Origin of the sequence: Aquimarina sp. AU474 (assembly GCF_900312815.1) — a bacterium.
GTDB lineage: Bacteria > Bacteroidota > Bacteroidia > Flavobacteriales > Flavobacteriaceae > Aquimarina.
Genome location: NZ_OMPE01000009.1, coordinates 1,431,049 through 1,456,120, shown reverse-complemented (window position 1 = coordinate 1,456,120; position 25,072 = coordinate 1,431,049). Strand labels below are relative to the sequence as shown.

Genomic DNA, 25,072 nt, shown 5'->3' with positions numbered 1-25,072 from the left:
TCATACAATCAACCGACCTCAAATCTTGTATCAAGAAGTTCGATTTTATTTCGAAAAATCTGTTTTAAAAATATTATAAAACTTATATTATCCATTCTAATTTTTGATATAGGTAACAGCAAGGTCAATATGCGTATCCTCTCCAGCATTTACTTCAGTGGATGTAGGAAAACTCAACTGATCTGGTGATATACCAATCCCTTCGAAAGATTGAAAAGAATCGTTATACAAAACTTCAACATCGTGCGTAGACACTCTGGTTTTCCATTTCCCTGTTCCATTATTTAATGTAAAAATATCGCTCCCTGCAAAAATCCCAAATGTTATATTGCCAATTGTTTTTACATGTGTTTGAGTTTTCATAGCCGCAGTAAAGTACTCTGCAGCACTTGCCGTTCCTCTAGAAGTTAATAAAGCGATTTTACTTGTATACTGAAAAGTACCTGAAGCTTTGATAAAATTATCCTCTGGAAATACTCCTGCCACATATCCTCCTTCTACTCTACTATCAGGATATCCTTCAAACTCTAAGGTAGCCCATGCCCCTAGAGCTTCAACTCCACTTCCAGTAGTTGTCTTTATACGTTGGCGGATTAAGGTAGTCGTTGTACTATTGGCAAAAAATCTTCCGGCCAAATAATAAGCATATGGTCCTTGCCCTCCTCCATTGGTGCGTACATCCAAAATGATTCCTTTCTTATTTTTGAGCGCAACCAATGTTTCATCAACAATAGATTTAAAATTGTTAAACTCGCTATCATTTTCATTTACAGGTTCAAAATTTTTGGCATTAACATACCCAATGGTAGTATCATTTTTTAACGTCCCGTAGGATATGTAAGGATTATTGACACTACTAGCTACAATATTTACTTTGCTTCCTGTATTATTTTGAACCATGTTTTGGATATTTTCATTGAATTGGGGCTCAAAAACGGCTTCTTGCTGATTATTATATACTACATCAGTATGACCATCTTTAATCACATTATTCATAATATCCTTGAAGATATCAAGCAAATCCTGATCTGTAGTAGTCTTATCAATCTGAGTATAATAAACATCATAAATTTCTTTCCAGTTAATATCTTTACGATGAAACAATGGATAATGTCTATCATAAATATCCCAAAACTCTTGAAATACTTTTTGTTGTAATGTATTATTTGTAGTAGGTAACGCTACATCATCATCTTTTGAGCAAGCTACGCAACACAAAAAAGTACTGATTACCAAAACGATTATTATTTTAAAACAATACTTCATATTTCACTATTACTTTTGAGATTTTGGGCGTTTAAAAATGTAACGAGTAATATAAATCCCGAATTCATCTCCATCACCTCCTTTACTTTCGACCCCACTTACTACAAAACTCAAATCCCAACCTTCAGAAAGCATTTGTGTCAGTTTTGATGATATAATTGCATCATTAGAAGCTATATTTTGAAATCGTATCCCTCCCAGATTAAAAAAATTGAGCAATTTGGTCTCTTCAAAATCCTTTACTCTAATATTTTTTCGCTTTGCTTTGTTTCTGGTATTGTTTTCTTCTGTTCTTTGAGATGTGAATTCTTCAAAATCTCGATCTGCATTAGCAGAAATCAATCTCGATCTTCCTAAACCACTAGGAACAATGGATTCTACACTTGTAATTACTTTTACCTCATATTGCGGTGTTACTTCTTGATTTTGTGCTTGTACGTTAAAAATTGTTACGGCTACAAAAATTCCTGATAAAATTACTTTCTTCATTTTTTTAAATTTATTGTTTAACTATATTAAATGTTTCTATTTCTTGTTCTGTCATCCAATGCACATCTTCTGCTGGAGCAGCATTAATTGTAAAATAATAGAAGTCTTCTGCTTGTTTTTGTGTAAACCCTACTGATATGTAATAATTGATATATTGTAAATGCACAGTGTGACCTACAGGGTATGAAGTAGCTATTGGTTGTCCTGGGCCTCCACTCCATGAATGCACTCCTATGCGACTACCTTGCTCTCGAGTTCTTTTAGCCCCGCCTACATACATATCGACTGCTCCTGATGCTATTGCAGAAGTTGAAAATAAATGAAATTCTATCCCAACCTCATGCATTCTTTTTGAAACTTTTAAATTGGCATCATCATCTTCAGATCCCGGACAATCAAGCATATTGATCTTTTTGAGATTGGGATACTTTATCAATAAATTATTGAAATGAGCAGGAGTGTTCCCTGAAATCACTCCATTCATTTGAGCGGTAGTATCATTTATGGATTTAAAGATCCCGAAATCATCTGGGGCAATTGTTCCATCATCATCTTTATTACAAGCCACAAAGCTTATAGAGATGAAAAAAATAATCATTAAATGGTAATTTTTTCTAATTTTCATTGTGTATCTTTTTTATTTATAATCACGAACACTACTGTGACGAATAAAACTTAAAATACACGTATTAAAGAAAGTCCGAGTAGACGCAATTGGACTTTTTAAATTTCAAATATTTGATTATCAAGATACTATGAATTACATAAATTATGATAAAATTTAATTAACAGCAAGGAAGTGGAGCTTGAAGAATGAAAATATTACTTTTAAAAGTATATAATTTCTATAGTTATTGCTCTAATTTGTATTGTTTTTAATAGATCGTTCATATTGTTTGGGTGTAACTCCTTCTAACGATTTAAAAACACTATAAAATGTTGATTTAGATAAAAAACCAGCTTCTTTGGCTAGTCCTATATTAGATAATTGTTGGGCTTTTGGTGTTTTTAATAGCCTTTTAAATTCTTCAACTCTTAATTTATTTATAAAATGATAAAAGTTAGTGCCAGAATATGTATTGATTAGTTTAGAGAGTTCTTTTTCTTTTAACTGAAGTGATTGCGATAATACTCTTAAATTTAATTCTGGATTTACATATAGCTTATCTATTACAATACGATTTTTAATCTGGTCAAAATGTTCTTTTTCTTTTTTGTCTATAGGCATTGTTTTTTGGATAGACTTTTGATTAGATAGATCACTCGAATCGGTTAAAAAAAGTGATCCTTTAAACACTTCTGATTGAGAAAACCCATTATATGCGATCCAATACACCATAATAAAAGCTAGGATTACTGATATTGGGTCGAGAATAGGGTCTACAGTTTCTTCATCGAGATCCAAAACTATCTCTATACTATCAAATACAATAAATGCCAGGCTAATGTATACTATAGTAACTATCCAGGACAACCTTTTGTTTTCTAAATCAGAATAAAAGCTATTCAGTTCTGATCTAAGGTTTTTTATTTTTTTAAGAATCATAATATATAATACTATCTCGATCAGGTAATGCATTAGATCCACCAATACAATACTTGTTTCGGTCCTTATGATATAAAGTAACATTACATCTATACAAAATAAAGGCAGGTATAAAAAAAGTAATACTCTTTTATAGGGCTTATTGATCGTTTGACATGTATACATATATAACAGAAAAGGTATACATAACAAAATTTGAAATAATACAATATCGACAGTACTAAATTCTTCTATCTCGTAATCTATTACATCAATAAAAATATTTAAGGAAAGTAGCCATAAAAATAATCCCAAAAATATATTAGCCTTTTTATTGGCAGATTTCATTGTAAAAAAAAGTAGCCCCAACATCAAAGCTACAGAGAATGTGAGTATCTCTATAAAGGATAAAAAGGATAGCTCTATATGCATACTACCAAAATAGGAATTCTGTTTGTATTAGTTTTTGATTCTTTCTTAAATATCTTAATACTGTTATCTTAATACTGTTATCTTAAAAAGCCTGAATTAAAAAACCCGAACGAATTGTTCAGGCTTAGTAATTTATACTATTTTTAAAAAACCTACATGCTTATTGGTATTGTTTTCGTAATAAAAGTACATTTATTTATTTGAGTATGAACAGGTATTAGTGTTGTAGGATTCATTTGCCCTCCTTTAATTTCATTTAAACCAGAAACTCGAGCAACCTTTATTTTATCCAAGGTCAATTTTTTGTTTGTTTTCATTTGTGTTCATTTTTAAATTTATGTAATATGCCGTGATTGGTTTAGATTAGAATATGTTCTTTCTCTAGGTATACATAGGCCCTATAGGAAATGTTTTTGCACAATCTACCTCTGTCTTTTGGAAAATCACTCCTCCTCCTTTAATAAATTCGTTACCAGTTAACTTAACTACATTTACTTTTTCTAGGTTTAATTTCTTAGTACTCTTGCTCTTTTTCATAATACTTAAGTTTTATTAAATATCTTCGTTAATAATTTAAAAATACGTAGTTTAACATCTAATCGTCATTGCCAGTGACGGGTCTTGTTTTTGTAATATCGTTACAATCGGGACCACAAATTGTTAATGTTACAGCAAGTGGGCATCCTTTGCCTATTATGAACTGTGCTGTATTATTGAGCTTAACAACATTAATTTTATCCAAACTCAGTTTTTTAATTTGGTTTTTAGTTTTCATAGGTTTTAATTATTGTTTATTTCACATTTTTTACACCAGAAATGATCTACATTAGATGATTTTTGGCATTCATCACACCTTTAGTTTTTTAATAAAATACGATGGATAGATTCCTGTTCTTTTATGAAAAGCTGTAGAAAAAGATTGTGCGTTTTTAAAGCCTACTTCTTCGGCAATCGCCTTTATCGTATATGATCTTAGAGGATTGTTTGCAGTAAGTTGATCTATTGCAAAATCAATTCGTAAATTATTTAAATAATTTGCAAAATTAATGTGCTTATATACATTAATGATTTTTGACAGATAAGCACTATTAGTATCTAGCTCTTTTGCTAACGAATTTAATGTGTAGTGTTTTTTAGAAAATTTTGCTGAGTTTTCAAAAGATTGTAATTTTTTTAATACTTCAGTCACTACTTCTTCGGGGATATCTATTTCTTCTTTAGGTTTTGCAGCTATAACCTCTTCTATATTTTGTTCCTTTGTTTTTTCTTTTTCCTTTTGTTTTTCTAATACCTCCAAGAAAAGTTTTCTATTATTATAACTGCGCCAAAACCCATATCCTGCAATCAAAACTAATACACCCAAAAAAATGGATAGTATAGTTATTTTTTCTTCTTTTATAAACTTATCCTCTTCTAATTGACTAATAAGTTTTTCTTTTTCAGAAATCAACTCTACCGTATCATATCGTTTACTAATGTTTTTGGTTAAATAGATCTGATTGGCATGAAGTATACTATCAAATCTTAAGCTCGTATTGATATATTCAAGTTGCTTATCTACTTGTTTTTGAGATTTGTAATAGTTAATTAAATGATCATATGTATCTATCAATTCAGGAATAACATCATCGGTTTTTTTAAGTATACTATCTACATTTTCAAAATGATGTACACTCAAATCGATATTACCCATTGCTTGATGACAACGTGCCAAATAATAATCACAAATTGCTGTTCTTGTTTTTACCTCATCTGTGTTTTGGATTAATCGTTTCCCTTTTTGTAAACTATCAATAGCTACTTCATATTTGTCAGAAAAATAATGAAGCATCCCGGAATACACCACCAAAATAGAGTAAATAGATTCATCTTTGGTTTCTAAAGCTTCAATAATACCTCTATCTATATATATTTTGGCAGAATCTAATTGTTTATTATAAATATATGCATCAGCCAAGGCAAAAAGTGTCCCATTATAATTGTAAGGCGTTTTGATTTTGGGGTTTTGATCCAGGTAAGCAAGATATTCGGTAAAAATCTGTTGCGCCTCGGCTCTCTCTCCAGCTGTGTTTTTTAACAGTCCAATATTAAATTTAAGGCTAAAATATAATTGCTCATTTCCGTTCTCTTTTGCAGAAATTGATCCTTTTAAATAATACTCTAAAGCTTTTTTATAATCTCCCAATTCATAATTAATATTGCCTTTAACAAGATAGCCTAAAGCCGGGTATTGTATATAATTCTTCTTATACGTAATACTTATAATGCTATCTGAATATTGGTTTTGTTTTGAAGTTTTAATTTTTGATAAGAAATAATACACATTCGCAATTGCTAGCGTATCCCTATTAGTTTTTGCTTTTTGTAATGCTTTTTCTGCAATTTGTAACTTTAGAGAATCTTCTGTATAAGCGCCAATTTCATTTTTTAGTTTCTCAAAATGAGAAACATCTTGAGCAATTTTTGATTGCTTTCGTTGTCCATAGACAGATCCTACAAACAAGATTGACATGGTCAAAAGAATCACTATGAAAAATTTCTTAATCATACAAAAATATTGGGCTTACGCTTAGTTGTATCTAACCTCAACGAATTTATAAATTTTCTGTGTATCAACTTGTTTAAAAAGATAAAAATATATTCGGATCTTTTTATCTACTATGATTTATTATACTTTAACTTTCGTTTTACTTAGATAGTAGTTGAAATTTATAAATCTCAAGAATATTGTCTTGTATAGTAATCATATCTTATCTTAATTTGGTATTATCTTATGTTCTAGAATAAGAATTTAATAGTCAAACACAAAATCAAATTTATTATTTAAAACCTTTTATAAATACATATAGCACCTAATTTTGGATGATTTGAGGAAATATCCTTGGTCTAACTATTGGGCGATATAGCTATAGGTACTATAAAAAAAACGTTGAATTAAATCTATTTAAAGATATAGATAATTGAGTTTATTTATACGCCAAAATTATTTGAGAAGATAAAATTTGTGTCTAAAATATTACAGTGTGATAGGTTGGGTGAAAAAAGAAACTATTATACTAATCTAAATTGATTCGATAGTGGGTATTGAATCAATTTGAACAAAACCCGAACAGATTGTTCGGGTTTTGTTATTTAAAAACATACATATTATTATCGCAATAAATTCTATCGCCAATAATTATTTGCCGCAGAAATCGTTTGAAAATTTACAGCAACAACATGAGAAGCTGCCGTAAGGCCATCGGCATTATTAGCATACTCTTTTCGTAACCGTTTTAGCACTTCCATATCGGGCTGTGTAGATTTAACTCCCATTCTTGAAAGTTTTATTGCCAATTCAAAACCTTCCTGAGGACCTTCTGTAATTAGGCTATTTAACCATATTTCTTTTTGTTCCATACTTTATTTATTCTAATTAATCTGTTTTCAAAAACTACTATTAAATGAGATTTATAATCGTAACCACAACACTAACTGCTACGCTCAAAACAAGAAGATTAAAACTTAGTTTTGGTTTTTGTTGTGATAGCATAGCTCCGTTATAAAACATACACATAATGGTTACAATAAATAATTGAAACATTTGTAATGCCGAGTTTCCGTTCATTAAAATAAACATAGCAGCAACAGAACCTAAACAACTTTGCCCGATTATTGCTAATGGTGTATATCCTATTATTCCCTCTGTGTACTCTTCTAAATATTCTTGGTAAATTTTCATATTCTTATCTTTTATAAAAGCTATTCTAGCTTAAGTTTATATTGTTTTTATATATCTGTTTTGGGTTATGGTTATTGAGGCCTATTTTTCCAAATAGAGAGATATTGACTGGTGGCCATTTTTCTTGATGCATCTTTTGCCCTTTGTGCTAATTCACCTTCATATAGCGAATCAATTGTGGTAAACCAGAGTTGCAACCATTTTCCGAAATGGACTTGATCCATCGTATAATTAAGGTTTTTATCCACATTTCTATGTGCCTGTCCCGGATTACCTTTAAAGCAAGCTTTTCCGAATAATGCGGTAACCCAAAAATCTGTAAGTTTTTCTAGATGTATGGGCCATTGTTTTTCGCGTATATGACCATTAAAAATCTGCCCTAAGAGTTCATCTTTTCTAACTGCTCTATAGAAAGTTGATACCAACACAAAAACATCATCTCTATTTTTTATCTCTTCCATATTTTCAGTTTTTAACAACCTAAATAGTTTATGTTATTACGCTTTTCTAATTCCTTTTTTTAAGGCAATAGATTGTTTCTTGTATGGTGAACCAGCAGAAATAGAAGATTCCGATAGAGAATATGATATCACCAATCATTCGTAGCCATTTTAAAGTTTGAACCACTGGGGAATACAAAAGCTCTGCATCTCTTGCATAAGAATATCCTTTGGTAATAGATGTGTACGCTTGAATAACTCCTACGGGAAGTAAACTCAATACTACCATTGCGATTAATCCAATATTTAAAAACCAAAATGCTCTTTTAAGTTTTGTAGTCTCCCAAGGCCTATTAGAATAAAAACGTAGACATATGATAATAAACCCCATCCCTAGCATACCATACACTCCAAAAAGGGCCGTATGTGCATGAACTGCTGTAGTATTTAACCCTTGTATGTAGTACAATGCAATTGGAGGGTTTATAAGAAAGCCAAATACTCCAGCCCCCACCATATTCCAAAAAGCCACTGCTATGAAGAAAAATATTGGCCATTTATATTTTTGCATCCATTCATTGGATTTCAACAAATTCCAATTTTCTCTTATCTCGAAACCCATTAAGGTAAGAGGCACTACCTCTAAGGCACTAAATGTGGCTCCTAGAGCAATTGCCTGAACAGGTGTACCAGAGTAATACAAATGATGAAGAGTACCTATAATTCCTCCTGCCAAAAATATCGTAGCAGATGCTATGGAGGCTTTACCGGCAGTATTTGCTGAAAGAATTTTCATCTTTAAGAATACAAATGCAATGATAACAGTTGCAAAAACTTCAAAGAAACCTTCTACCCATAAATGTACCAACCACCATCTCCAATAATTAATCACTGGTAAACTGCTATTCTCGCCATACATCAATCCAGAAAAGAAAAACATCCCAATAGCAAGTACCGATATTAAAAGTATAATTAATAGATGTTTAGAATCATCATTTTTTCTAATACCAAACAACACGTGTCTGCCCACCATCAAGACCCATAACACCAAACCAATACCAAGGAATATTTGCCAAAACCTGCCCAAATCCATATACTCATACCCTTGATGGCCAAAAAAGAAATTAGTAGTTAAGTCAAAAAATTGATGTACTCCCAACCATTCTCCAATCAACGAACCTAGAACTATAATAATTAAAGCTATGAATAAGAAGTTAATACCAAAAACCTGATACTTCATTTCTTTACCGCTAATCATAGGTGCTAAAAACAACCCTGTGGCCAACCAGGTAGCAGCGATCCAAAACACAGCTAATTGCGTGTGCCATGTTCTTGTAATAGAATAGGGCAGAACACTTGCTAAATCAATACCAAAAAAAGCCTGCCCTTCTACAGTATAATGAACAGTAATAATTCCCAAAATAATTTGCAATCCAATCAATAAAGAAATCACTACAAAATATTTTAATACTGATTTTTGAGATTTCACTAAATTCATATTGCGTAAAGGGTCACTATTGGGATGCACCAGCGCTTCTCCTTTTTCATGATTTCTAACATAGTAATACACTAGTATTCCTATAAATAGTAATAACAAAATGATTGAAAATCCAGACCAAATCTGAGAATCTGGGGTAATCGTATTATCAATTAAAGGTTCATGCGGCCAATTAGAAGTATAAGTATATGCCATATCCGGCCTATTGGTGCTTGCTGCCCAAGAAGTCCAAAACAAAAAAGCATTTAACTGCGAAAGTTTTTTTGTATCCTCCAAAGCTCCTTTTGGAATAGCATATTGTTCATGCCCTTTTGAAAAAATCGCAGCATAATATGCCGAATTTTCTTTAATCGCCTCATGTCTTGCAGCTGTTATCGTTATACTTTTATTAGCAATGTTATACGTATTAGTCTTAACATTCTCTATTAAACGAGCCTTTAACGCAGCTTTTTTCTCTACATCAAGGTGTTCATATTTAGTATTAAAATCCTTTTGAGCCCATGCGTCTAGTAAAAAAAGTGCTTCTTTGTGTATCCAATCTGCAGTCCAATCGGGGGCAACATAACTCCCATGACCCCATATAGATCCTACTTCCATTCCGCCAATCGACTCCCAAACATTTTGTCCTGTTTGAATATCATCTTTGGTAAATACAATTTCTTGAGTTTCTTTAACAATTACGGTATCAGGAATAGGTGGTTGGGTTTGATAAATCTCGGTTCCTACCCATATTAATGCCATAAATGATAATACCACTACACTGGTAAATCCAATCCAAATTTTTTTCATTTCTACTTATTTAATTTAATGGGACTTATTTGACTATATTCTTAACTCTATCTGCGGTGTCCATATGTGAAATGGATAATCGAACAATACAATTCTCAATGCAGGTTAAATCATGAGGGACATTTTCATCAAGTGCTATCAAATCTCCTTTTTTTAGTGTCTTTTTTGTTCCGCTTACACCAAAATCTATTGCACCTTCGAATACCTGAACAACTATAGGAAAAGGAGCTTTATGCTCTTTCATTAACTGTCCTTTCTTCATGACGATTCTAATTTCTTTTGAAGTTTTTGTTTGTAATAGAACCGATATAGCTGGTCCGTTATCTTTGTATGTTATGTTTTCTATTAGTGATGCTGTGATCATAGTTTTATCAATTATCATTTATAATTTTAAAAGTCATTTTATTAATTCTTTCATTTGTCATTATTTGGCAAGCCAATCGACTAGACATACTTCTTCCGGGCAAAGTGTCTAATGTTTTGATTTCTTGCAGATCTGGAATATCATAACCGATCAATTGGTTTGGTTGCACATGACATGTACCACATAACCCTCTTCCTCCACAATCCCCGATCTCCTCGTAATAATGATTAATGATCAACTCCATCAGATTTGAATATTCGTTTGGTTTAAAATTGATCTTATGAATTTCGTTATCTAGATCAATAATCTTTACATATAAGGGTTTGGTTATACTCATGTCTGTATATGTATTTTGTTTTTTGAACCTATAATTGCATTCAAAAGTTTTACTCCATAGATGAAAAGAGTGATCACTTTTATTATTTCTATCATTACATACCATAGGTGTACGTTACTTCTAGGAACATCTAATCCTTCAATACGTAAATCCGCTCTTTGATGTAAAATTGGCAACAACCAAAAAGTTTGTACGCTAAGAATAATTAAAGTGATAAAAAAGTAGATTCTAAAAAGAGCAAATACATTACCAGATTTTGAGAACACTAAACTTAATATGATCAAAATTGCACATGTGATTTCAACTCTATTTAGGGCCGTAAAAACTAGTTGTCCCACTCCAAGACCTATCTCTGTTGTAACCCCTGGTGCTCGGAACTTTAACCAAGCTTCCATAAAACTTATCGAGCAAACAAAACCAATCCAAATAAAAACAATTGCTATCGCAAAATTTATATATCTATTTTTCATAAACGATTAAAAGATCTTTTTATCCTTTATATAATTAAATTTTTTTACCTTTTTAAAGTTGTCAAATCTGCATTCATATCCTCGGCAACAGATTTTAAGGATGTATTTTCGAGCATATCCCTTAAATTATTTCTGATTTCGACAAACTTAAAATGTAGTGGACAAGGAGAGTCTGCATCACATTGTTTAAGCCCTAACCCACACCCAGTATATATAGAATCGCCATCCAAAACGCTTACCACCTCACTAAGCTTTGTACTCATCTTCTCCGTTTCTATAGTAAAACCTCCATAAGGCCCCTTAATCGATTTCACGATATCGTTTCGGGTAAGCTGCTGTAAAATCTTAGCGGTAAAAGCTTGGGGTGAGTTTATTTCTTCTGAAATAGTACTTAAACTTACTTTATTATTTTGAGTAGTTTGTTGCGCAATAAAAATCACCGCTCTTAAACCATATTCGCAAGATTTTGAAAACATATATAAAATTTTAATACCGCAAAGTTAAGGTATTATTTTATAACGGACAAAAATATCCTTTATAAAAATATTATTATTATCTACCTAAGCTTAACTTTTATTTACAAACTGTTTTTACTGTAAAAAAACATGCAGAAAAATAAGTATATTTACCTGACTATACAAAAAACGATCAAGTCAATTATTTTTTCCTTCAAATACACTTTAAATTACAGTTTTTTGCCGAATTTAGAGCTTTATTAAAATGAGAGTGACATTACTTATTAACCATATTTACAACTTCTCATTTTAATCATACCTAATTATTTTACCCTTAGTACGAATACACTCTTAAAACCTAAAAAAATGAGCACTAGCAAAAACAAAGTCGCTAAAATCAAAGCGAACATTAACACTTGGAACGAATTACGAAACACTAACATTGCCTTAAACTTTTTAACATCGGGATATGGTTTTGCAATAGAACATGAAGATTATATAAATTGGAAGAAAAATAGTCCAGATAGTATACATTGTTATTTTGGTGTAGATGAATTTGAACTTAAATTTTATGTAATCGATAATGTTAGTGACACTAACCAGTCTTACGAACTGGGTGTTAATCTATTCGAAAAAGAATTTACCCGAAGCTTTAATACTGCTGGGGTTAAAACTACAAAAGAATTTAAACCATTGGCGATATCATGTTCTGATCAAATTTGTAAGAGCGATGCAGAGCAAAGGATCCTAAATTGGATGTTAGGTTCTAAAAACTGGTTTAAAGATCAAGTGCAAAAAAATAAATCTGGTAACGGTGAATTATTAAGATTGATTACCGTTCCCTTTGAAGATGTAGAAACATTATTTACCAATAGTGATCAAACAGTTTTTGTAATGACTGCACTCAAAAAATTTGATGTCTACGGTTATAATTTAGAATTTATTCTAACCCGAGAACTTGAATTGAGTAGTACTAGAACTCAGGATCCTTCAGGAACAGAATTGTTTATGGATGTTTCACAACCTCATCCTCCATTTTCTATCATAGATCAAGGCTTTAATTTACTCTAGCCCATACTTGCATGGATAGTATAATTATTATTGAAAAGGTAATGGATGCTTTTTCAAGCTTATGCGTGTTGGTTCTATTTATTGGATTAACATATAGTATCTTAAAAAAGCATTCTTTTATCTCCATAATTTATCTTGGCTCCATTCTCGCAATAGAAATGATAGCGATGTATGGGAAAGTAAACCTTTTCCTGTTTTCGATATCCTATTATATTCACTTGTTCTTTTTGGGCTACTATATCTTGATACATTTTTTCAGATGGAAAAAACCGATTTTCTTTTGTATATCGCTGCTGTTTTTAATACCTATGACACTTAGTTTGATTTTTAATACCGAAATAAGTTCATATCAATCCTATGATCGATTATTTTATATTTTTTCAATCATCATTTTATTGATTGCTACTTTATTTAGATTTTTTGATGGTAAATTAATTCTATCGAATATAACGATTACGACATTGCTAATCATACTATTTTATTTTGGTATCGATTTCATTATAGCTCTTACCACCAATTACCTTATTAATGAACATCTTAATCTAGTGGGTTGGATATGGCTATTTAGAGCTTTTTGCTTATTATTATTTTATATCACCTTAGTAAATTTAGTATGGAAGACTGGAAAAACCCTTTAACTCCAATATGGTGGATAGCAGGCACGTTACTTTTATTTTCTGTGCTATTATTATTTATTATAGTATTAACAAAAAAATATGTAAATCGTATTAAAAAGGAAGAACAACAAAAAGCAACTTTACAGATACGACACAATGAAAAACTGTTAAACAATAGTATAGAAATACAGGAAAAAGAACGAACACGAATTGCCGCAGATATTCATGACGAATTAATAGGTCAATTAAGACGCATTCAACTTATGAATGATGATGAATCGTTAAGTGATCCTATAAAAAATAGTATTGGTACAGCAAGAAGAATATCACACGATCTTACACCTCCTCTTTTACAAGAGAGTTTGCTTGGAGATTTGTTTCAAACTATCCTTTCCCCGATGAATAGTTTATTTATAATTGATTTTTATGTATCTGAAAATTCTAAAATTATAATCCCTGAAAAAACTAAAATTAATATTTATAGAATATTTCAAGAGGTCATCACAAATATTGATAAACATGCCAATGCCTCTCAAATTTTCATTAAATTAAGGGTATCTAATCGATTTGTTTTTTTATCTGTAAAAGACAATGGTATTGGATTGCCAAGTCATAAAAATAAAGGACTAGGAATGAAGAACATCTCATTAAGAACTAAACAGCTTAATGCACAATTTAAATTTGCACCCAATATACCCCAAGGGACAAAATTCACACTTCTATACAAGCAAAATGAATACAATTAAAATAGCTTTAGTCGAAGATGACAAGTTAGTTGCTAACTTATTAAAGGATTATTTGGATAACATTGATGGTTTTTTAGTAATCTCGGTATCTTATGGAGGTAATTCTTTTCTTGAAACGCTAAAAACCGACAACATCCCTGATATTGTACTTTCTGATTTACGAATGAAAAATGGTACGGGCAAAGATGTAATTGATGTGTTATCTAAAGAATATCCTGCTATAAAAAGTATAATTATCTCCTCTCATTATCAACCTAATTATTTGGGTTATATGTTTAAATCTGGAGCAAATGCTTTTATTCCTAAAGAAATTGATAAAAAAGACCTTGTTAACGTAATTCGAAATGTATATCAAGCCGGGCATTACCTCGATATGGAACAAATGGAAGTATTACGAAAACAAATCGCTTCTAATACACCTATTATACCCACAGATGCCATTGACGAATTAACTCCCAGGGAGTTGGATGTACTCAAACTGTTATGCTATCAACTTACAGCCAAAGAAATCGGTGAAAAGCTTTTTGTAAGTAAAAAAACAGTCGAAACGCATAAATCCAATTTGTTATCCAAAACTGGTGCAAAAAATATTGCCGGTCTTATTATTTTTGCTGCTCAAAATAAACTAATTGAACTTGATAAAATAATATTAACTTAAGACCATATGACTATATAAAGGAGGTTTTTGCTTTTTTTATATAGCAAAAAAAATCATGTGTAGTATCCATCAGTTCTATATAATTATCAGGAAACATATCACCAACCGGAATTGAAAAATATATAGTTATTGCCAGATTAGCAGCTATGTGACTGTCAAACCCTATGTTTTTACATCTCAAATCAGAATATGCCCATACATTTTTGTATGTTTTATTTGACATATAACTCTTTAATTCTTTTATGATCCATTTCAATTTTGGTCTTTCTGGAAATGCAAGATATAATTCACTAATTCGATCATTCATCTCCTGAAACCAAATTCCTGAACAAATATTAGACCTGTCTTTTTGCGAAATACTCGTATAATAATCTTTTAATTCTTGATGTACATAGCCATTAGAATCATTAATTTCTAAGTCATTTTTAAAAATATATCTCAACTCATCATAAGACTCTTTGTTTTTCCAGCGTAAAGAGCGAATTGTATGTTCACCTTCTTCATTAATATACAAACATTTATGATCATCAAACATCAACGGGATACGCAAACCATTATACATGGAAGTGGGAATCCCTTTTTCTTGAATATCTAAAATATCTTTTGGGTAAGCTACTTTTGCTAAAAGCGCATTGAGTTTGTAATAATTAGAAAAATCTTCATCCTTATGATAAACATAAAATGTTGGCTTACAACTAGGCTCAATACGATCTCGAGTAATTTTAATCGACCATTCTAAGATTTGAAGACTATCTCTATCAAATAAAGGTTTAAATAATTTTAGAGGAGTCGTATTTTTTTTATCATTTCTTAAAATCATTTTTTTAGTTGTTTAATAATACGTTAATCAAATTGTTGTTCACAACTAGGCTATATTAACTTATTTCATATTTCGCCATAAGAATAACAGTAAACCCATTTTCCCTTAATATCTTCCATCATACCCCCCAATAGAAAATCATAAGTTCAAATGGGTTTATTAGAATATTTATCTGTAGCGATCCCAAAATGACAATAACATATAGTGCTTTTTTAAAAGAGACACTTCTACTTACTACTATTCATCTTTTGTAACAGATTGTACCTTTCTACCCGAAAGTACATCCCTCCATGGGCTCTTAACTTTCTCGGGGACTTTTGCATGAAATCTAAAATCACAACTCACACGTGTATTATTCGTACTATTTTCATAGGTTCCATGTTTTAACCAACCTCCATCCCAAAGCAATGCCTGACCATATTTAAGGTTAATAGGATTGTATTCGGTAGAATTATAACTTTTTTGACACCACAAAGTTGAACTTTCAAACACATCTGTAAAAGGTAAATAACAATTAATTTGATCCTGACGTTTAGTTACATCTACATCTCTATGAAAATCACTAACTGTTCCTGTTCCTGCTAAATGCACGCGCATTTTGGGATGAGCCGAGTAACTGATTTTATTAGCATAATGAGGAGCCAAAATATTAGCTATCCACTTATGATATATCTTATAAAATAGAGATTCATCTGGTAGTCTTTGCATTAGCTTCCTAAGAACTAAATTGTCTTTATAATTAAGTTCTTCTCTTTTGTTTTGCTTCTTCCAAACTACATGTAAGTGTTCTAACCTAGGGACTTTAAATACCTGTTTGCATAACATTTCTTGAAAGGGATATTGCTCAACATCATATTCTAAAATGATAAAATTTCTTTCCATTTTTTTTAAAATATCATATTCGATTTTGAGGCTAACATATCTTCTCCAATATCAGAATCATCAGAAACAGTTTTTACGTAAAAACAAAAAATGTCGAATAAATTTTGCAATAAATCAAAGGGATGATTTGTATTCATAATTTTGAGTTTTAAATAAGGTTTGATATATATTTATTCATAACCATGCTGGTAAAATTTTGCTTTTCCCACTTATGCCAGAAAAGCAATCCCCCCTTTTTACTATTATCATACGCAATAGTTGCTAAATAATTTTCTGCCCATTCTGGAACTTTTGGCCCATTATATTCTGGTTTTTCATTGAATTGAAGAGAGCCATAACATTTAAACTCCCCTGCTTCTTCGCTAGACGTTGAACTACCATAAAGCTCTATACTCTTTATTATAGGATCAACTAATAGATTTACTGATCCAGAATAGCAAGCTTTGTTACCTCCAATCCAACTCAGTTTTCCATTTTCGAAGTTATAAGATTCGACTTTTTGTTGATTGATTTCTAAACCTAACTCAGAAAGATTAAATTCATTAATCATCCTCGAAAAACGTCCATTTGTGCGCACTGCATAGTTTCCATAAATATCTTGGATGTCATTACCTTCATAAAACTGTGCTGACTCTGCCGCGAGAACTTTTCTTTCGGGATCTACGTCATAAGCTACGAAGTTATTGTTAGCAGGTACCGTTTCTTCATCAGGCCATACTTTACCAATAATTCTACGCTTGCCTTGCAGATCCACATCGGGTCTAATAAAACCATTAAAGGGTACTTGAGCATTACTTTTCCATTTGATAACGCCATTATCAAAAGCGAAATTTTTGATACGGATGTCATTTACATATACAATACTTTTCCTTCTATTGGTTTGGTTTCCAATAATGGTAACCGCCAATTTTTGTTCAGGTTCTATATATACACCTGTCCACGGAAACATATTATTACGATTAATAAAATCTATAGAGCTGTGCAAAGATCCCCAATTTATGGTGAAATCATTCTCATCCAACCAACGGTTGAATTCATCTCGTGCATTGTTTTTATTTAAATTTGCAATTGTTTTAAGAAGGGAAGTTGATGATGATTTACGTGTCAAAATATTCGTTAGAGTTTCTTCCGTTTCTATAGAACGTACATAAGCCCCTTTGGAAGCTATTTGAATAGCTCCTGAATCTCTTGATGCCAAAAGAGCTCTTTCTCTATCAGACAAACCGTCAAAACGAGGGTCGTTTAATGCTTCCAAAGGATTTTTGAGATAAAGATCTTGTAATTGAGTATCAAAACGTAATTCTATCAAAAAGTTACTCGCTTCTGTATCATTTTGCCATTTATAAGAAGGTGGGATTCTAAATTTAGAATATGCATCAAAAGCTTTCATTTCCCGCGGGCCATATAAACCTATTTCTCGCAATGGTGATTTTGGAGGAATGATTCGTTGCCCTTCCTTTAGGATTCCAAGATCTTTCACTGTCTGTAAATGAGAAGGGACCACATCTCTAGGCTCAATGTAGAAAGTAGAAAGCCCTGTTACTTTGGTCTGATTTTCAGGGTCATGAAGCTCACTCAACTTGTATTTTTGAATCAAAGGATCTATGGTCGGATATCGAGAACCGATATAGTGAGTAATTTCATATTCATCACCATAAATTCCTTGCAACCATTTAATAAAGTAAGAAAAATTGTCATTTAAATACCCTTGCCTTCGATATCCCAACTCACCTATTAAACCTACTTGCCACAAAATAACATGCAGTGTAGGATCTATATTTCGTTGACGAATAAGGCAATCTGTAGCTTCATGTGTTTGCAATCCTGGATGACAAGGGTCCACCCCTAAATCTGCACACAAAGTATCTAAGGCACATACTCCAGCTTTCATTGTGGCTTTATACCCTTCTCTTCGTGCCAACTTTATAGCTCTATGCGTTGAAAGCACAAATACTCCTGGATGTCCATAAAAAACTACCACTACTTTTAAACCTTTGCGAACCCAATAAAGTTGCGCTTCTGTCATTTGCATATATGTAGTATAACGAACCTTGTTTTCTCCATACAGGACATATAAATCCAGGGCATCTGGCCTTAATCGTTTTAGCCAAACTATAGTTGCCGGATCGGCTACACAAAAAAGAACCTTATCCGCATCTTCGATAAGTTTCTTATCACCAAGTGATACTCCAATGGTTTCGATTCCCGAACCAATAATAATTAATTCTCCTTTTTTAGAATTTGGTAAGATACTCCCATCTTCAACATCACTTATGTCGTCTTTGATAGAAGCTATGCCTTGAGCTAATTCTTCCCATGCCTGCTGGTGATCTTCGTATTTAGGATACATTTTGAGTTTGTTTTCTTGTAACATAATTAACTAATTTTAACTAAGAATTTAAGAGCCACACCAGCTCCAACTTTTAATGGCAAATCTTTTCCACTATATTTATAAGTAGCCAAAGTATTGTACCCTTTATATTTATCTGTAGCGGCCGCCGTGACCATTGCATTTACACATGCTTCTTCATCAGATTTGCTCCATCTCCATGCTGCCAATGCTGCATCTTCGGTATCGTTTTTAGACGAAATAAGTCCTGCGACTACTAAGTTTTGTTCATCAGTACTAGCTCCTTGCTGTGCATAATCTGCAAAAGTGTTCCAACGATCCGAAATTGAGTTCGCAGAGTTCAACATATAATCAGTTAATAGACCTAAAGGTGCAGCTTCTGCGGGAATCATACCAGCATAACTTTGTCCTGCTTTTTTATACCATAATTGAAGAAGTTTTTGAGCTCCCATCATACCTCCCATCACGGCTGCATTTTTAAGAACCGCCTTCATTATGGTTCCTTTATTTTCCCAAAGAGATTTTCCTATATTTTTTAAAAGATTTCCAAGAGTATTGCTATCCACATCAACATCGGTATCAATGTCAGTATCTACATCAATTACGCTATCTACAACATTATCCACTACATTATCCACATCCGTATCGATATCCACATCAATATCTACATCAATATCTACCACTACAAAAGCATCAATATCCACATCAATGTCTACATCAATGTCTACATCAGTATCAACATCGGTATCAACATCGGTATCAACATCAGTATCAACGTCGGTATCAACATCAGTGTCGATATCGGTATTTACTAAGTCACCATTAGGCTCTGCGGCATCAGTAAATTTTTCATTAATCCATTTGGATACACTGCTTACCGCACTTTTTGTAGAGTTTACAATAGCTTCACCTCCTGTTTTTAATGCACTAAATAAATCAGGCAGACTTTTGGCAAGTTCGATAACGGTATGTACGATCATAATTACATTAATCGCAGTAAAAGCCAAAGAAGCCAAATCGTATACTCCCATCCACCACGCTAATTTAGGAACGGGATAAGGTTGAATGATTACGTCATCTCCATTAATTTTTCCTGTAAAGAACAGTTCATAGGTTCCGGATGCACCATCATGTAGCACCATATCTTGAGGAATAGCCGTTAGATTTACACCTGAAGTATCGGTTGCATTTTTAGAAGCAGCTACACTTTTAGAATATGTAAGTGTTACTGCAGTTCCCAAAATTGGATTTCCGGCACTATCAGTACCAGTAACTGGAGTATACGTAGCTGTACCATCGGTTCCCAAAACTAGTTGTCCCGTTTGATTTTTAGGTAATACTAAAGGAATCTCTGGTTTTGGATTCTGAGGGCTGTAACAATAATAAGTTGCAGCCCATGCTCTTGCATCGTTTTCTGCCCAATATGAAACTGAGGAAAATAATCCATAATCAAATGGAAATTTATTAGTCTTAAACCATTGATCTAATAAACTTTTTTGAGTAGAAATATCTGTATTATCTAATATAATACTATTGATTTGCAATGAATTAGGAGAATATGGACTTCCTTTATAAGATTTATAAAAACTAAAAGCGGCCTGTGCAGTGGTTATTGCGGTGGTCGGAATAGTTACTTGTGTATCTCCTAATATATTAGTTACTGCCTGAAAAACCGGTAAACCATTAGTTTGCTGTACAAAAGCAAGGTTTTCTAAAGGGTTTTTTGGATCTGGCGTATAAGTTCCCTTGGTATTATTAGCCGTTACAGTTCCCACTTTGGTATAATTGGGATACATTGTAGATGGATCAGAAGCCGAAGCACCAGATGGTACAGTGAATGTATAGATATCCAGTGCTTGATTTAATTGATTATTTATATTAACTATAGTATTAGCCATGATTTAAATTTTAAAATTTAGTTTTAGTATTTATCATTCAACTGGTTCGATTGGATCTACATCCTCACCATCTTGAGAAGCTTCTTCTTCCTGTTCCTGTTGAGATTCGTTTACTTCATCAACTAATTTGTCACTAGTGGCTTTGTTTTCTGCAATTTGTGCTTTAGCTTCTGCAGATAGGTGTTCTTGCACTTCTTCGACAAAATCATTTATATTAGATTTTAAGTCTCCCATTTTCTCAGTTTGCGCTTTTACTACATCTGGTAAATCTTTAAACTGGGCATTATCAAGTGCATCTTGAATTTCTTTAAGATCACTTGCATTAGACTCTAAAGTTTCCAGTTGGTCTGGTGTCATATCGCCTTCAAATTCTGCTAATTGTTCAAGAGTATTTGCTTCAGATTCTAGTCCTTCTTGGATTTTACCAGCATTTTCGGCAGCTTGAACACGCCCTTTAGAAGCTCCCATCTCTTCAAGTGCATCTGCCGGATTATCAGGTACCTCTCCTTTCCCATCTGATATTTTTTTGACCGCTGTATCTATTTCTTCCTTAAGAGAAGCTTTAATATCATCTTGCATCTTTTTAAACTGTTCTTCTGTTGTAGGTGCTTTTTTTCCAAAACATTTACCATAAATCCATTTAATAGGACCTAATGCAAGCATGGCGAACATAGCCAAACCACCTATAGCCATAAACTCCTGAAAAGCATCTGTTTTGTACCAAGCTGGATTTCCTTTAGAATCCTTTTTGATTTCAAAATCTACTCCTAAACACGTATCTGCTCCTATAACTCCTGTTAACATAGTAATCATTGTAGCATCTGAAGTTGCATTAACAACTCCCTTTAATTGAAAAGTTCCTTTAAGTGCAATACTCGGAGTATCAGAATTTACATCATCTACAAATAAACTATCAGAATAGATAAGATTTTTAGTAGTTTTCTCATCAGAAGAGGTATAGGTTATCGTATATCCTCCATTATCTTTAGTTACATCAATAGTGTCAGGTTTTGTAAAAGTTACCTTTCCTAGTTGATCTCCATTTGATTTATAAATGTTATATGTTGTTGATTTATATTGACTCCAAACAAAAGAAAAATCCCTGTAGTAATCTTCCATTGCAACCAAAACAGGTAAGGTTACTTTTTTGAATTCCTTAGTACCTTCAAAGAACTTTTGTACACTATCACTTAATGAATCTGCCACATTTTGAGAAGATCCAGAACTACCGTCGGCCTTAGAACTTGCATCTGTTTGAGATTGTTTCATAGCGGCGACATAATCTGAAGCAAGTTTCGAGTTTGGATATGCTATTATTGTTTGATAAAATGTAGCAGCTTGTTGCATTGCCGTTTCATCATCAGACGAAGCTGTAACAGGCTCAAAAGGTCCTAATATAGCACTGGCAGAATGATTAGCTACGGGCATATACCAGGAGCTAGAACTAATTATCAAATCATAAATCGAAGACCATTTTTCTTCACCGGTATCAGAGTCTTTATACATCATATCTAAAACTACTGATGCACTTTTATCTTTTGCAATAATTGCAGTGCCATCTGTAGTGTTCAATACTTCCAGATCTAGTCCTTTAACAACTGTAGCCGAGTTATCTGGTCCTGGTGTTTGTCCTGCTATTGGTAAAACAACAACTACATCTTGTGAACTATTATTAGTTACGCTACAATTTTTAGATTGTTCTTTAGATTTGGTTAAAGTATCCAAATCTCCTATGCTTTGATTTTCCATTGTTTTTATTTTTTTAGGTTTTAAGATTTTTAAAGTATGTTGGTTTACTCTTCTATTGGAAAAATGCCATCTGATTCGGGATCGCTATCTTCAGAAAGTTCAGAATCATCTTTCACTGATGCTGAAACATCACTTATAATTGAACTGGTTTCTGATCGCATATCGTCAAGAGAACGCAGATCATGCTCTGAAATACCACTACTCACACTACTTGTTAAATCGCTTATATCTATAGATAAACTCCCGAAAGAAGAAGTTAAACTACTAAGGTCACTTAAACTAGGTGGTGGTGAATCAAAGTTTACTTCTGCAGAAAGGTCACTTAATCTGGTCCCTAATTCTTGCATTTCTATACTTTGTTCAGAAGAAAAGGAAGAAGCATATCGATCTAAAACCCCCAATCTATCAGCTAAAATTGATTGACTAGAAGACAGATCTCGCAAAGAAGAAACACTCATAAGGGAATCTTGACTACTCGATAGACTACTTAACCCATCACTAATACTAGATGGTGGTGACATACGACCAGCAGTAAGGTCAGCATAAAGATCATTCAATTCATCATTGAGTTGATTATTAAGACGCCCTTCGAGAGCATCAAGTTCTTGTCTTGTTGTAGGTACATTTCGATCTCTTATCCACAAGTAGTATGTTCGGATTAAGACAATAGTAGCTGGAATAAAAACAATCCCTGCACCAATTTCAAGAATCAAATCAATTATTTGCTTAAAGCTTTTAGGATTATCTTTTGTTGTTTGACTTTCATCTCTACCTAAACACGTAATTCCATTAATTGTACCTGTTAAAACAGGAATCACTTCGACATCTTTAGGATCATTGCTAAATAAATTTCGTAATTGAAAAATACCTTTCACTGCAATACCCGGAATGTCTTTGTTTACATCATCTACAAATATTCCATTTAGATAGGTGAGTGCTTTAGTATCTGTTGTATCGACATCCACAGATTTCAGGTCATTAGGGTTTTTAGCCGGTGAAAATGTACATGTATACCCTCCGTTATTACTTGCTATATTAATTTGAGACGGTTTATTAAGTGTAATTGTTCCTATAAATTGTTTTGTTTTTCCGTCACTACTATATAAATAATAGGTTACAGCTTTTGAGTATTTAGACCATACAAATGGAAATTTCTTGTAATAAGTATCAATCGCCATAAAATCAGACATGGTAACATGCCTATAATTTTTAGTGCTTTGAAAAAAAGTATTCACCGCATCATTCAATGTTTGGGCAATATTTTGGGAAGATCCTGGGTTTCCATTTGCTTGTGCTTGTGCAGAAGAGATACCCGATTTCATTGCTTTCTCAAAATCTGTTGCTAATTTAGAAGTAGGATAAACAGATATTGTTTGATAAAAACTACTAGCCTCGGTCATTGCTGTTTGATTCGTACTATTAACAGTCTGATCTGGATAGCTATTATTTGCGACTTCTACTATATTGTTCGCAATAGGATAAAACCAATCTGAAGTACTAATCAATAGGTTGTATATTGTTGAATAGGTAGATTGACCTGTGGAAGGATCTGTATACGTTTGATCCAAAGTAACAGTTCCATCATTTCCTTTATTAATGATTTGGCCGCCATTTTTTAGTGCTAATATTTCGATACTTTGATTGTATGCTTCGACTAAACTCTCACTAGTATTAGTTTGCGCAGTTGTAGGTAGAATTATTTTAGCATTTGCATCAGTAGAATTAGTGATTTTACAATCTTTTGAAATGTTATTTTGAGCTGTCGCAGATAGTATAGTTCCTACTTCTGAAGTAGAAGAATTTTCAATTTCATCTTCTTTTATAGAGTCGTTACTCGTGTTTGTAGTGTTCATAATTCAAGTTTATAATGATTGTTACATCAATAGCGCCTGTATATGAAACGTAGCCCTTATAATAGCACTCTCGTTTCTTAAAAACACAAGTTTAATTTTAAATTTCACCCCTAATAATAGGATTTGTGTTTATTGTGCCCCTTGATGTTATTTTTTTGAGTTAAAAAAAAGATAACAATGCAATTGCATTGTTATCTTCAATGTCTAATTCTCGGATTTTACTGGTACATTGTTAACTTTTCGTCCTGCATAAGAAAACCCTCCTTGTCCGTTCCAGCTATCGTCAATATCCATATGAGCAAAAAATTTCTGCTCAATAAACCCGATAGCAGGAGGTGGGAATGGTTGAAGATACTCTCCTTCTAAACTCACTATTTTAGTAATTTTCCCAAATCCAGTAGGACGGATACTTCCTTTTACATTATCAATTGTAACACTCCCACCTTCTATAGCCTGAGTAATTTCAACTGTACCGGAAACGGTGTTTTTTGAAGGTACTACTACCAAAGAAAAATGGACTACAGGAGCTCCAGGTGTGCCAACATTTCCTATTGTACCCTTTGTTAAATACGCTCCTGCAATCGCTGGGCTTAATTCAAGTTCTTTTGTACTCATCTTAATGTTATTTAGAATTTTGTTCCT

The 25,072-nt window shown here is 32.5% G+C and carries 27 protein-coding genes; 3 read left to right on the top strand and 24 right to left on the bottom strand.

Annotated features, from left to right (window positions below):
- Positions 1–96: 96 nt before the first annotated feature.
- The 16 genes from DK508_RS19805 to DK508_RS19740 all read right to left on the bottom strand — a co-directional run bounded on the left by DK508_RS19805 (position 97) and on the right by DK508_RS19740 (position 11,807).
- Positions 97–1,266 carry a S41 family peptidase gene (locus DK508_RS19805; protein ID WP_109302512.1) on the bottom strand — a complete coding sequence of 390 codons (1,170 nt, stop codon included), beginning with the start codon at positions 1,264–1,266 and terminating at the stop codon, positions 97–99.
- 9 nt (positions 1,267–1,275) lie between these two features.
- A complete protein-coding gene (locus tag DK508_RS19800) occupies positions 1,276–1,755 on the bottom strand; it encodes a hypothetical protein (protein ID WP_235016442.1) in 480 nt (159 codons plus the stop codon).
- Positions 1,756–1,765: 10 nt separating this feature from the next.
- Positions 1,766–2,380, bottom strand: a complete 615-nt coding sequence (locus tag DK508_RS19795) for an alpha/beta hydrolase (RefSeq protein ID WP_160114804.1) — start codon at positions 2,378–2,380, stop codon at positions 1,766–1,768.
- Positions 2,381–2,614: 234 nt separating this feature from the next.
- Positions 2,615–3,712: a helix-turn-helix domain-containing protein gene (locus DK508_RS19790; RefSeq protein ID WP_109302510.1), complete on the bottom strand. Its 1,098-nt coding sequence runs from the start codon at positions 3,710–3,712 to the stop codon at positions 2,615–2,617.
- 152 nt (positions 3,713–3,864) lie between these two features.
- Complete coding sequence (locus DK508_RS21285) at positions 3,865–4,029, bottom strand: hypothetical protein (RefSeq protein WP_160114803.1); 165 nt, start codon at positions 4,027–4,029, stop codon at positions 3,865–3,867.
- Between the two features lie 64 nt (positions 4,030–4,093).
- Positions 4,094–4,249 carry a hypothetical protein gene (locus DK508_RS21280; protein ID WP_160114802.1) on the bottom strand — a complete coding sequence of 52 codons (156 nt, stop codon included), beginning with the start codon at positions 4,247–4,249 and terminating at the stop codon, positions 4,094–4,096.
- Between the two features lie 58 nt (positions 4,250–4,307).
- On the bottom strand, positions 4,308–4,487 hold the full coding sequence (locus DK508_RS19785) for a hypothetical protein (RefSeq protein WP_109302509.1): 180 nt from the start codon (positions 4,485–4,487) through the stop codon (positions 4,308–4,310).
- A gap of 72 nt (positions 4,488–4,559) precedes the next feature.
- Positions 4,560–6,260 carry a helix-turn-helix domain-containing protein gene (locus tag DK508_RS19780; RefSeq protein ID WP_109302508.1) on the bottom strand — a complete coding sequence of 567 codons (1,701 nt, stop codon included), beginning with the start codon at positions 6,258–6,260 and terminating at the stop codon, positions 4,560–4,562.
- A gap of 617 nt (positions 6,261–6,877) precedes the next feature.
- Complete coding sequence (locus DK508_RS19775; RefSeq protein WP_109302507.1) at positions 6,878–7,111, bottom strand: hexameric tyrosine-coordinated heme protein; 234 nt, start codon at positions 7,109–7,111, stop codon at positions 6,878–6,880.
- A gap of 40 nt (positions 7,112–7,151) precedes the next feature.
- Entirely contained in the window at positions 7,152–7,433 is a 282-nt protein-coding gene (locus DK508_RS19770) for a hypothetical protein (protein ID WP_109302506.1), read from the bottom strand.
- A gap of 71 nt (positions 7,434–7,504) precedes the next feature.
- Positions 7,505–7,894 carry a group III truncated hemoglobin gene (locus DK508_RS19765; protein ID WP_109302505.1) on the bottom strand — a complete coding sequence of 130 codons (390 nt, stop codon included), beginning with the start codon at positions 7,892–7,894 and terminating at the stop codon, positions 7,505–7,507.
- 46 nt (positions 7,895–7,940) lie between these two features.
- Positions 7,941–10,160 carry a nitric-oxide reductase large subunit gene (locus DK508_RS19760; RefSeq protein ID WP_109302504.1) on the bottom strand — a complete coding sequence of 740 codons (2,220 nt, stop codon included), beginning with the start codon at positions 10,158–10,160 and terminating at the stop codon, positions 7,941–7,943.
- A gap of 25 nt (positions 10,161–10,185) precedes the next feature.
- A complete protein-coding gene (locus DK508_RS19755) occupies positions 10,186–10,524 on the bottom strand; it encodes a cupin domain-containing protein (protein WP_109302766.1) in 339 nt (112 codons plus the stop codon).
- A 7-nt stretch (positions 10,525–10,531) separates the two neighbouring features.
- Positions 10,532–10,861: a 2Fe-2S iron-sulfur cluster-binding protein gene (locus tag DK508_RS19750; protein ID WP_160114801.1), complete on the bottom strand. Its 330-nt coding sequence runs from the start codon at positions 10,859–10,861 to the stop codon at positions 10,532–10,534.
- Positions 10,858–11,331 (bottom strand): hypothetical protein, encoded by a 474-nt coding sequence (locus DK508_RS19745; protein ID WP_109302502.1) that lies wholly within the window; start codon positions 11,329–11,331, stop codon positions 10,858–10,860. Before DK508_RS19745 ends, DK508_RS19750 begins: the two co-directional genes overlap by 4 nt.
- A gap of 44 nt (positions 11,332–11,375) precedes the next feature.
- A complete protein-coding gene (locus tag DK508_RS19740) occupies positions 11,376–11,807 on the bottom strand; it encodes an Rrf2 family transcriptional regulator (RefSeq protein ID WP_109302501.1) in 432 nt (143 codons plus the stop codon).
- 345 nt (positions 11,808–12,152) lie between these two features.
- Between DK508_RS19740 and DK508_RS19735 the strand changes: the two genes are divergently transcribed.
- The 3 genes from DK508_RS19735 (at position 12,153) to DK508_RS19720 (ending at position 14,878) form a co-directional block, all read left to right on the top strand.
- Complete coding sequence (locus tag DK508_RS19735; protein ID WP_109302500.1) at positions 12,153–12,857, top strand: hypothetical protein; 705 nt, start codon at positions 12,153–12,155, stop codon at positions 12,855–12,857.
- 613 nt (positions 12,858–13,470) lie between these two features.
- Entirely contained in the window at positions 13,471–14,220 is a 750-nt protein-coding gene (locus DK508_RS19725) for a sensor histidine kinase (RefSeq protein ID WP_109302498.1), read from the top strand.
- Positions 14,207–14,878 (top strand): response regulator transcription factor, encoded by a 672-nt coding sequence (locus tag DK508_RS19720; protein ID WP_160114800.1) that lies wholly within the window; start codon positions 14,207–14,209, stop codon positions 14,876–14,878. The genes DK508_RS19725 and DK508_RS19720 overlap by 14 nt, the downstream gene beginning before the upstream one ends.
- A 10-nt stretch (positions 14,879–14,888) precedes the next feature.
- Here DK508_RS19720 and DK508_RS19715 read toward each other — a convergent pair whose 3' ends face one another.
- From DK508_RS19715 to DK508_RS19685, 8 genes are all read right to left on the bottom strand, one after another.
- On the bottom strand, positions 14,889–15,698 hold the full coding sequence (locus DK508_RS19715) for a hypothetical protein (RefSeq protein ID WP_109302496.1): 810 nt from the start codon (positions 15,696–15,698) through the stop codon (positions 14,889–14,891).
- Positions 15,699–15,935: 237 nt separating this feature from the next.
- A complete protein-coding gene (locus DK508_RS19710) occupies positions 15,936–16,580 on the bottom strand; it encodes a streptomycin biosynthesis enzyme StrG (protein WP_109302495.1) in 645 nt (214 codons plus the stop codon).
- A 5-nt stretch (positions 16,581–16,585) separates the two neighbouring features.
- Positions 16,586–16,717: a hypothetical protein gene (locus tag DK508_RS21540; RefSeq protein ID WP_255411367.1), complete on the bottom strand. Its 132-nt coding sequence runs from the start codon at positions 16,715–16,717 to the stop codon at positions 16,586–16,588.
- Between the two features lie 11 nt (positions 16,718–16,728).
- A complete protein-coding gene (locus DK508_RS19705) occupies positions 16,729–18,954 on the bottom strand; it encodes an SAM-dependent methyltransferase (protein ID WP_109302494.1) in 2,226 nt (741 codons plus the stop codon).
- A 2-nt stretch (positions 18,955–18,956) separates the two neighbouring features.
- Positions 18,957–20,828, bottom strand: a complete 1,872-nt coding sequence (locus DK508_RS19700; RefSeq protein WP_109302493.1) for a hypothetical protein — start codon at positions 20,826–20,828, stop codon at positions 18,957–18,959.
- A 33-nt stretch (positions 20,829–20,861) separates the two neighbouring features.
- The gene (locus tag DK508_RS19695; RefSeq protein ID WP_109302492.1) at positions 20,862–22,577 is read right to left on the bottom strand and encodes a hypothetical protein; all 1,716 of its coding nucleotides are present in this window, start codon (positions 22,575–22,577) and stop codon (positions 20,862–20,864) included.
- A gap of 44 nt (positions 22,578–22,621) precedes the next feature.
- Positions 22,622–24,430, bottom strand: coding sequence for a hypothetical protein (locus DK508_RS19690; protein WP_109302491.1), 1,809 nt, complete (start codon positions 24,428–24,430; stop codon positions 22,622–22,624).
- Between the two features lie 204 nt (positions 24,431–24,634).
- Positions 24,635–25,045 (bottom strand): DUF1842 domain-containing protein, encoded by a 411-nt coding sequence (locus DK508_RS19685; protein ID WP_109302490.1) that lies wholly within the window; start codon positions 25,043–25,045, stop codon positions 24,635–24,637.
- Between the last annotated feature and the right edge of the window lie 27 nt (positions 25,046–25,072).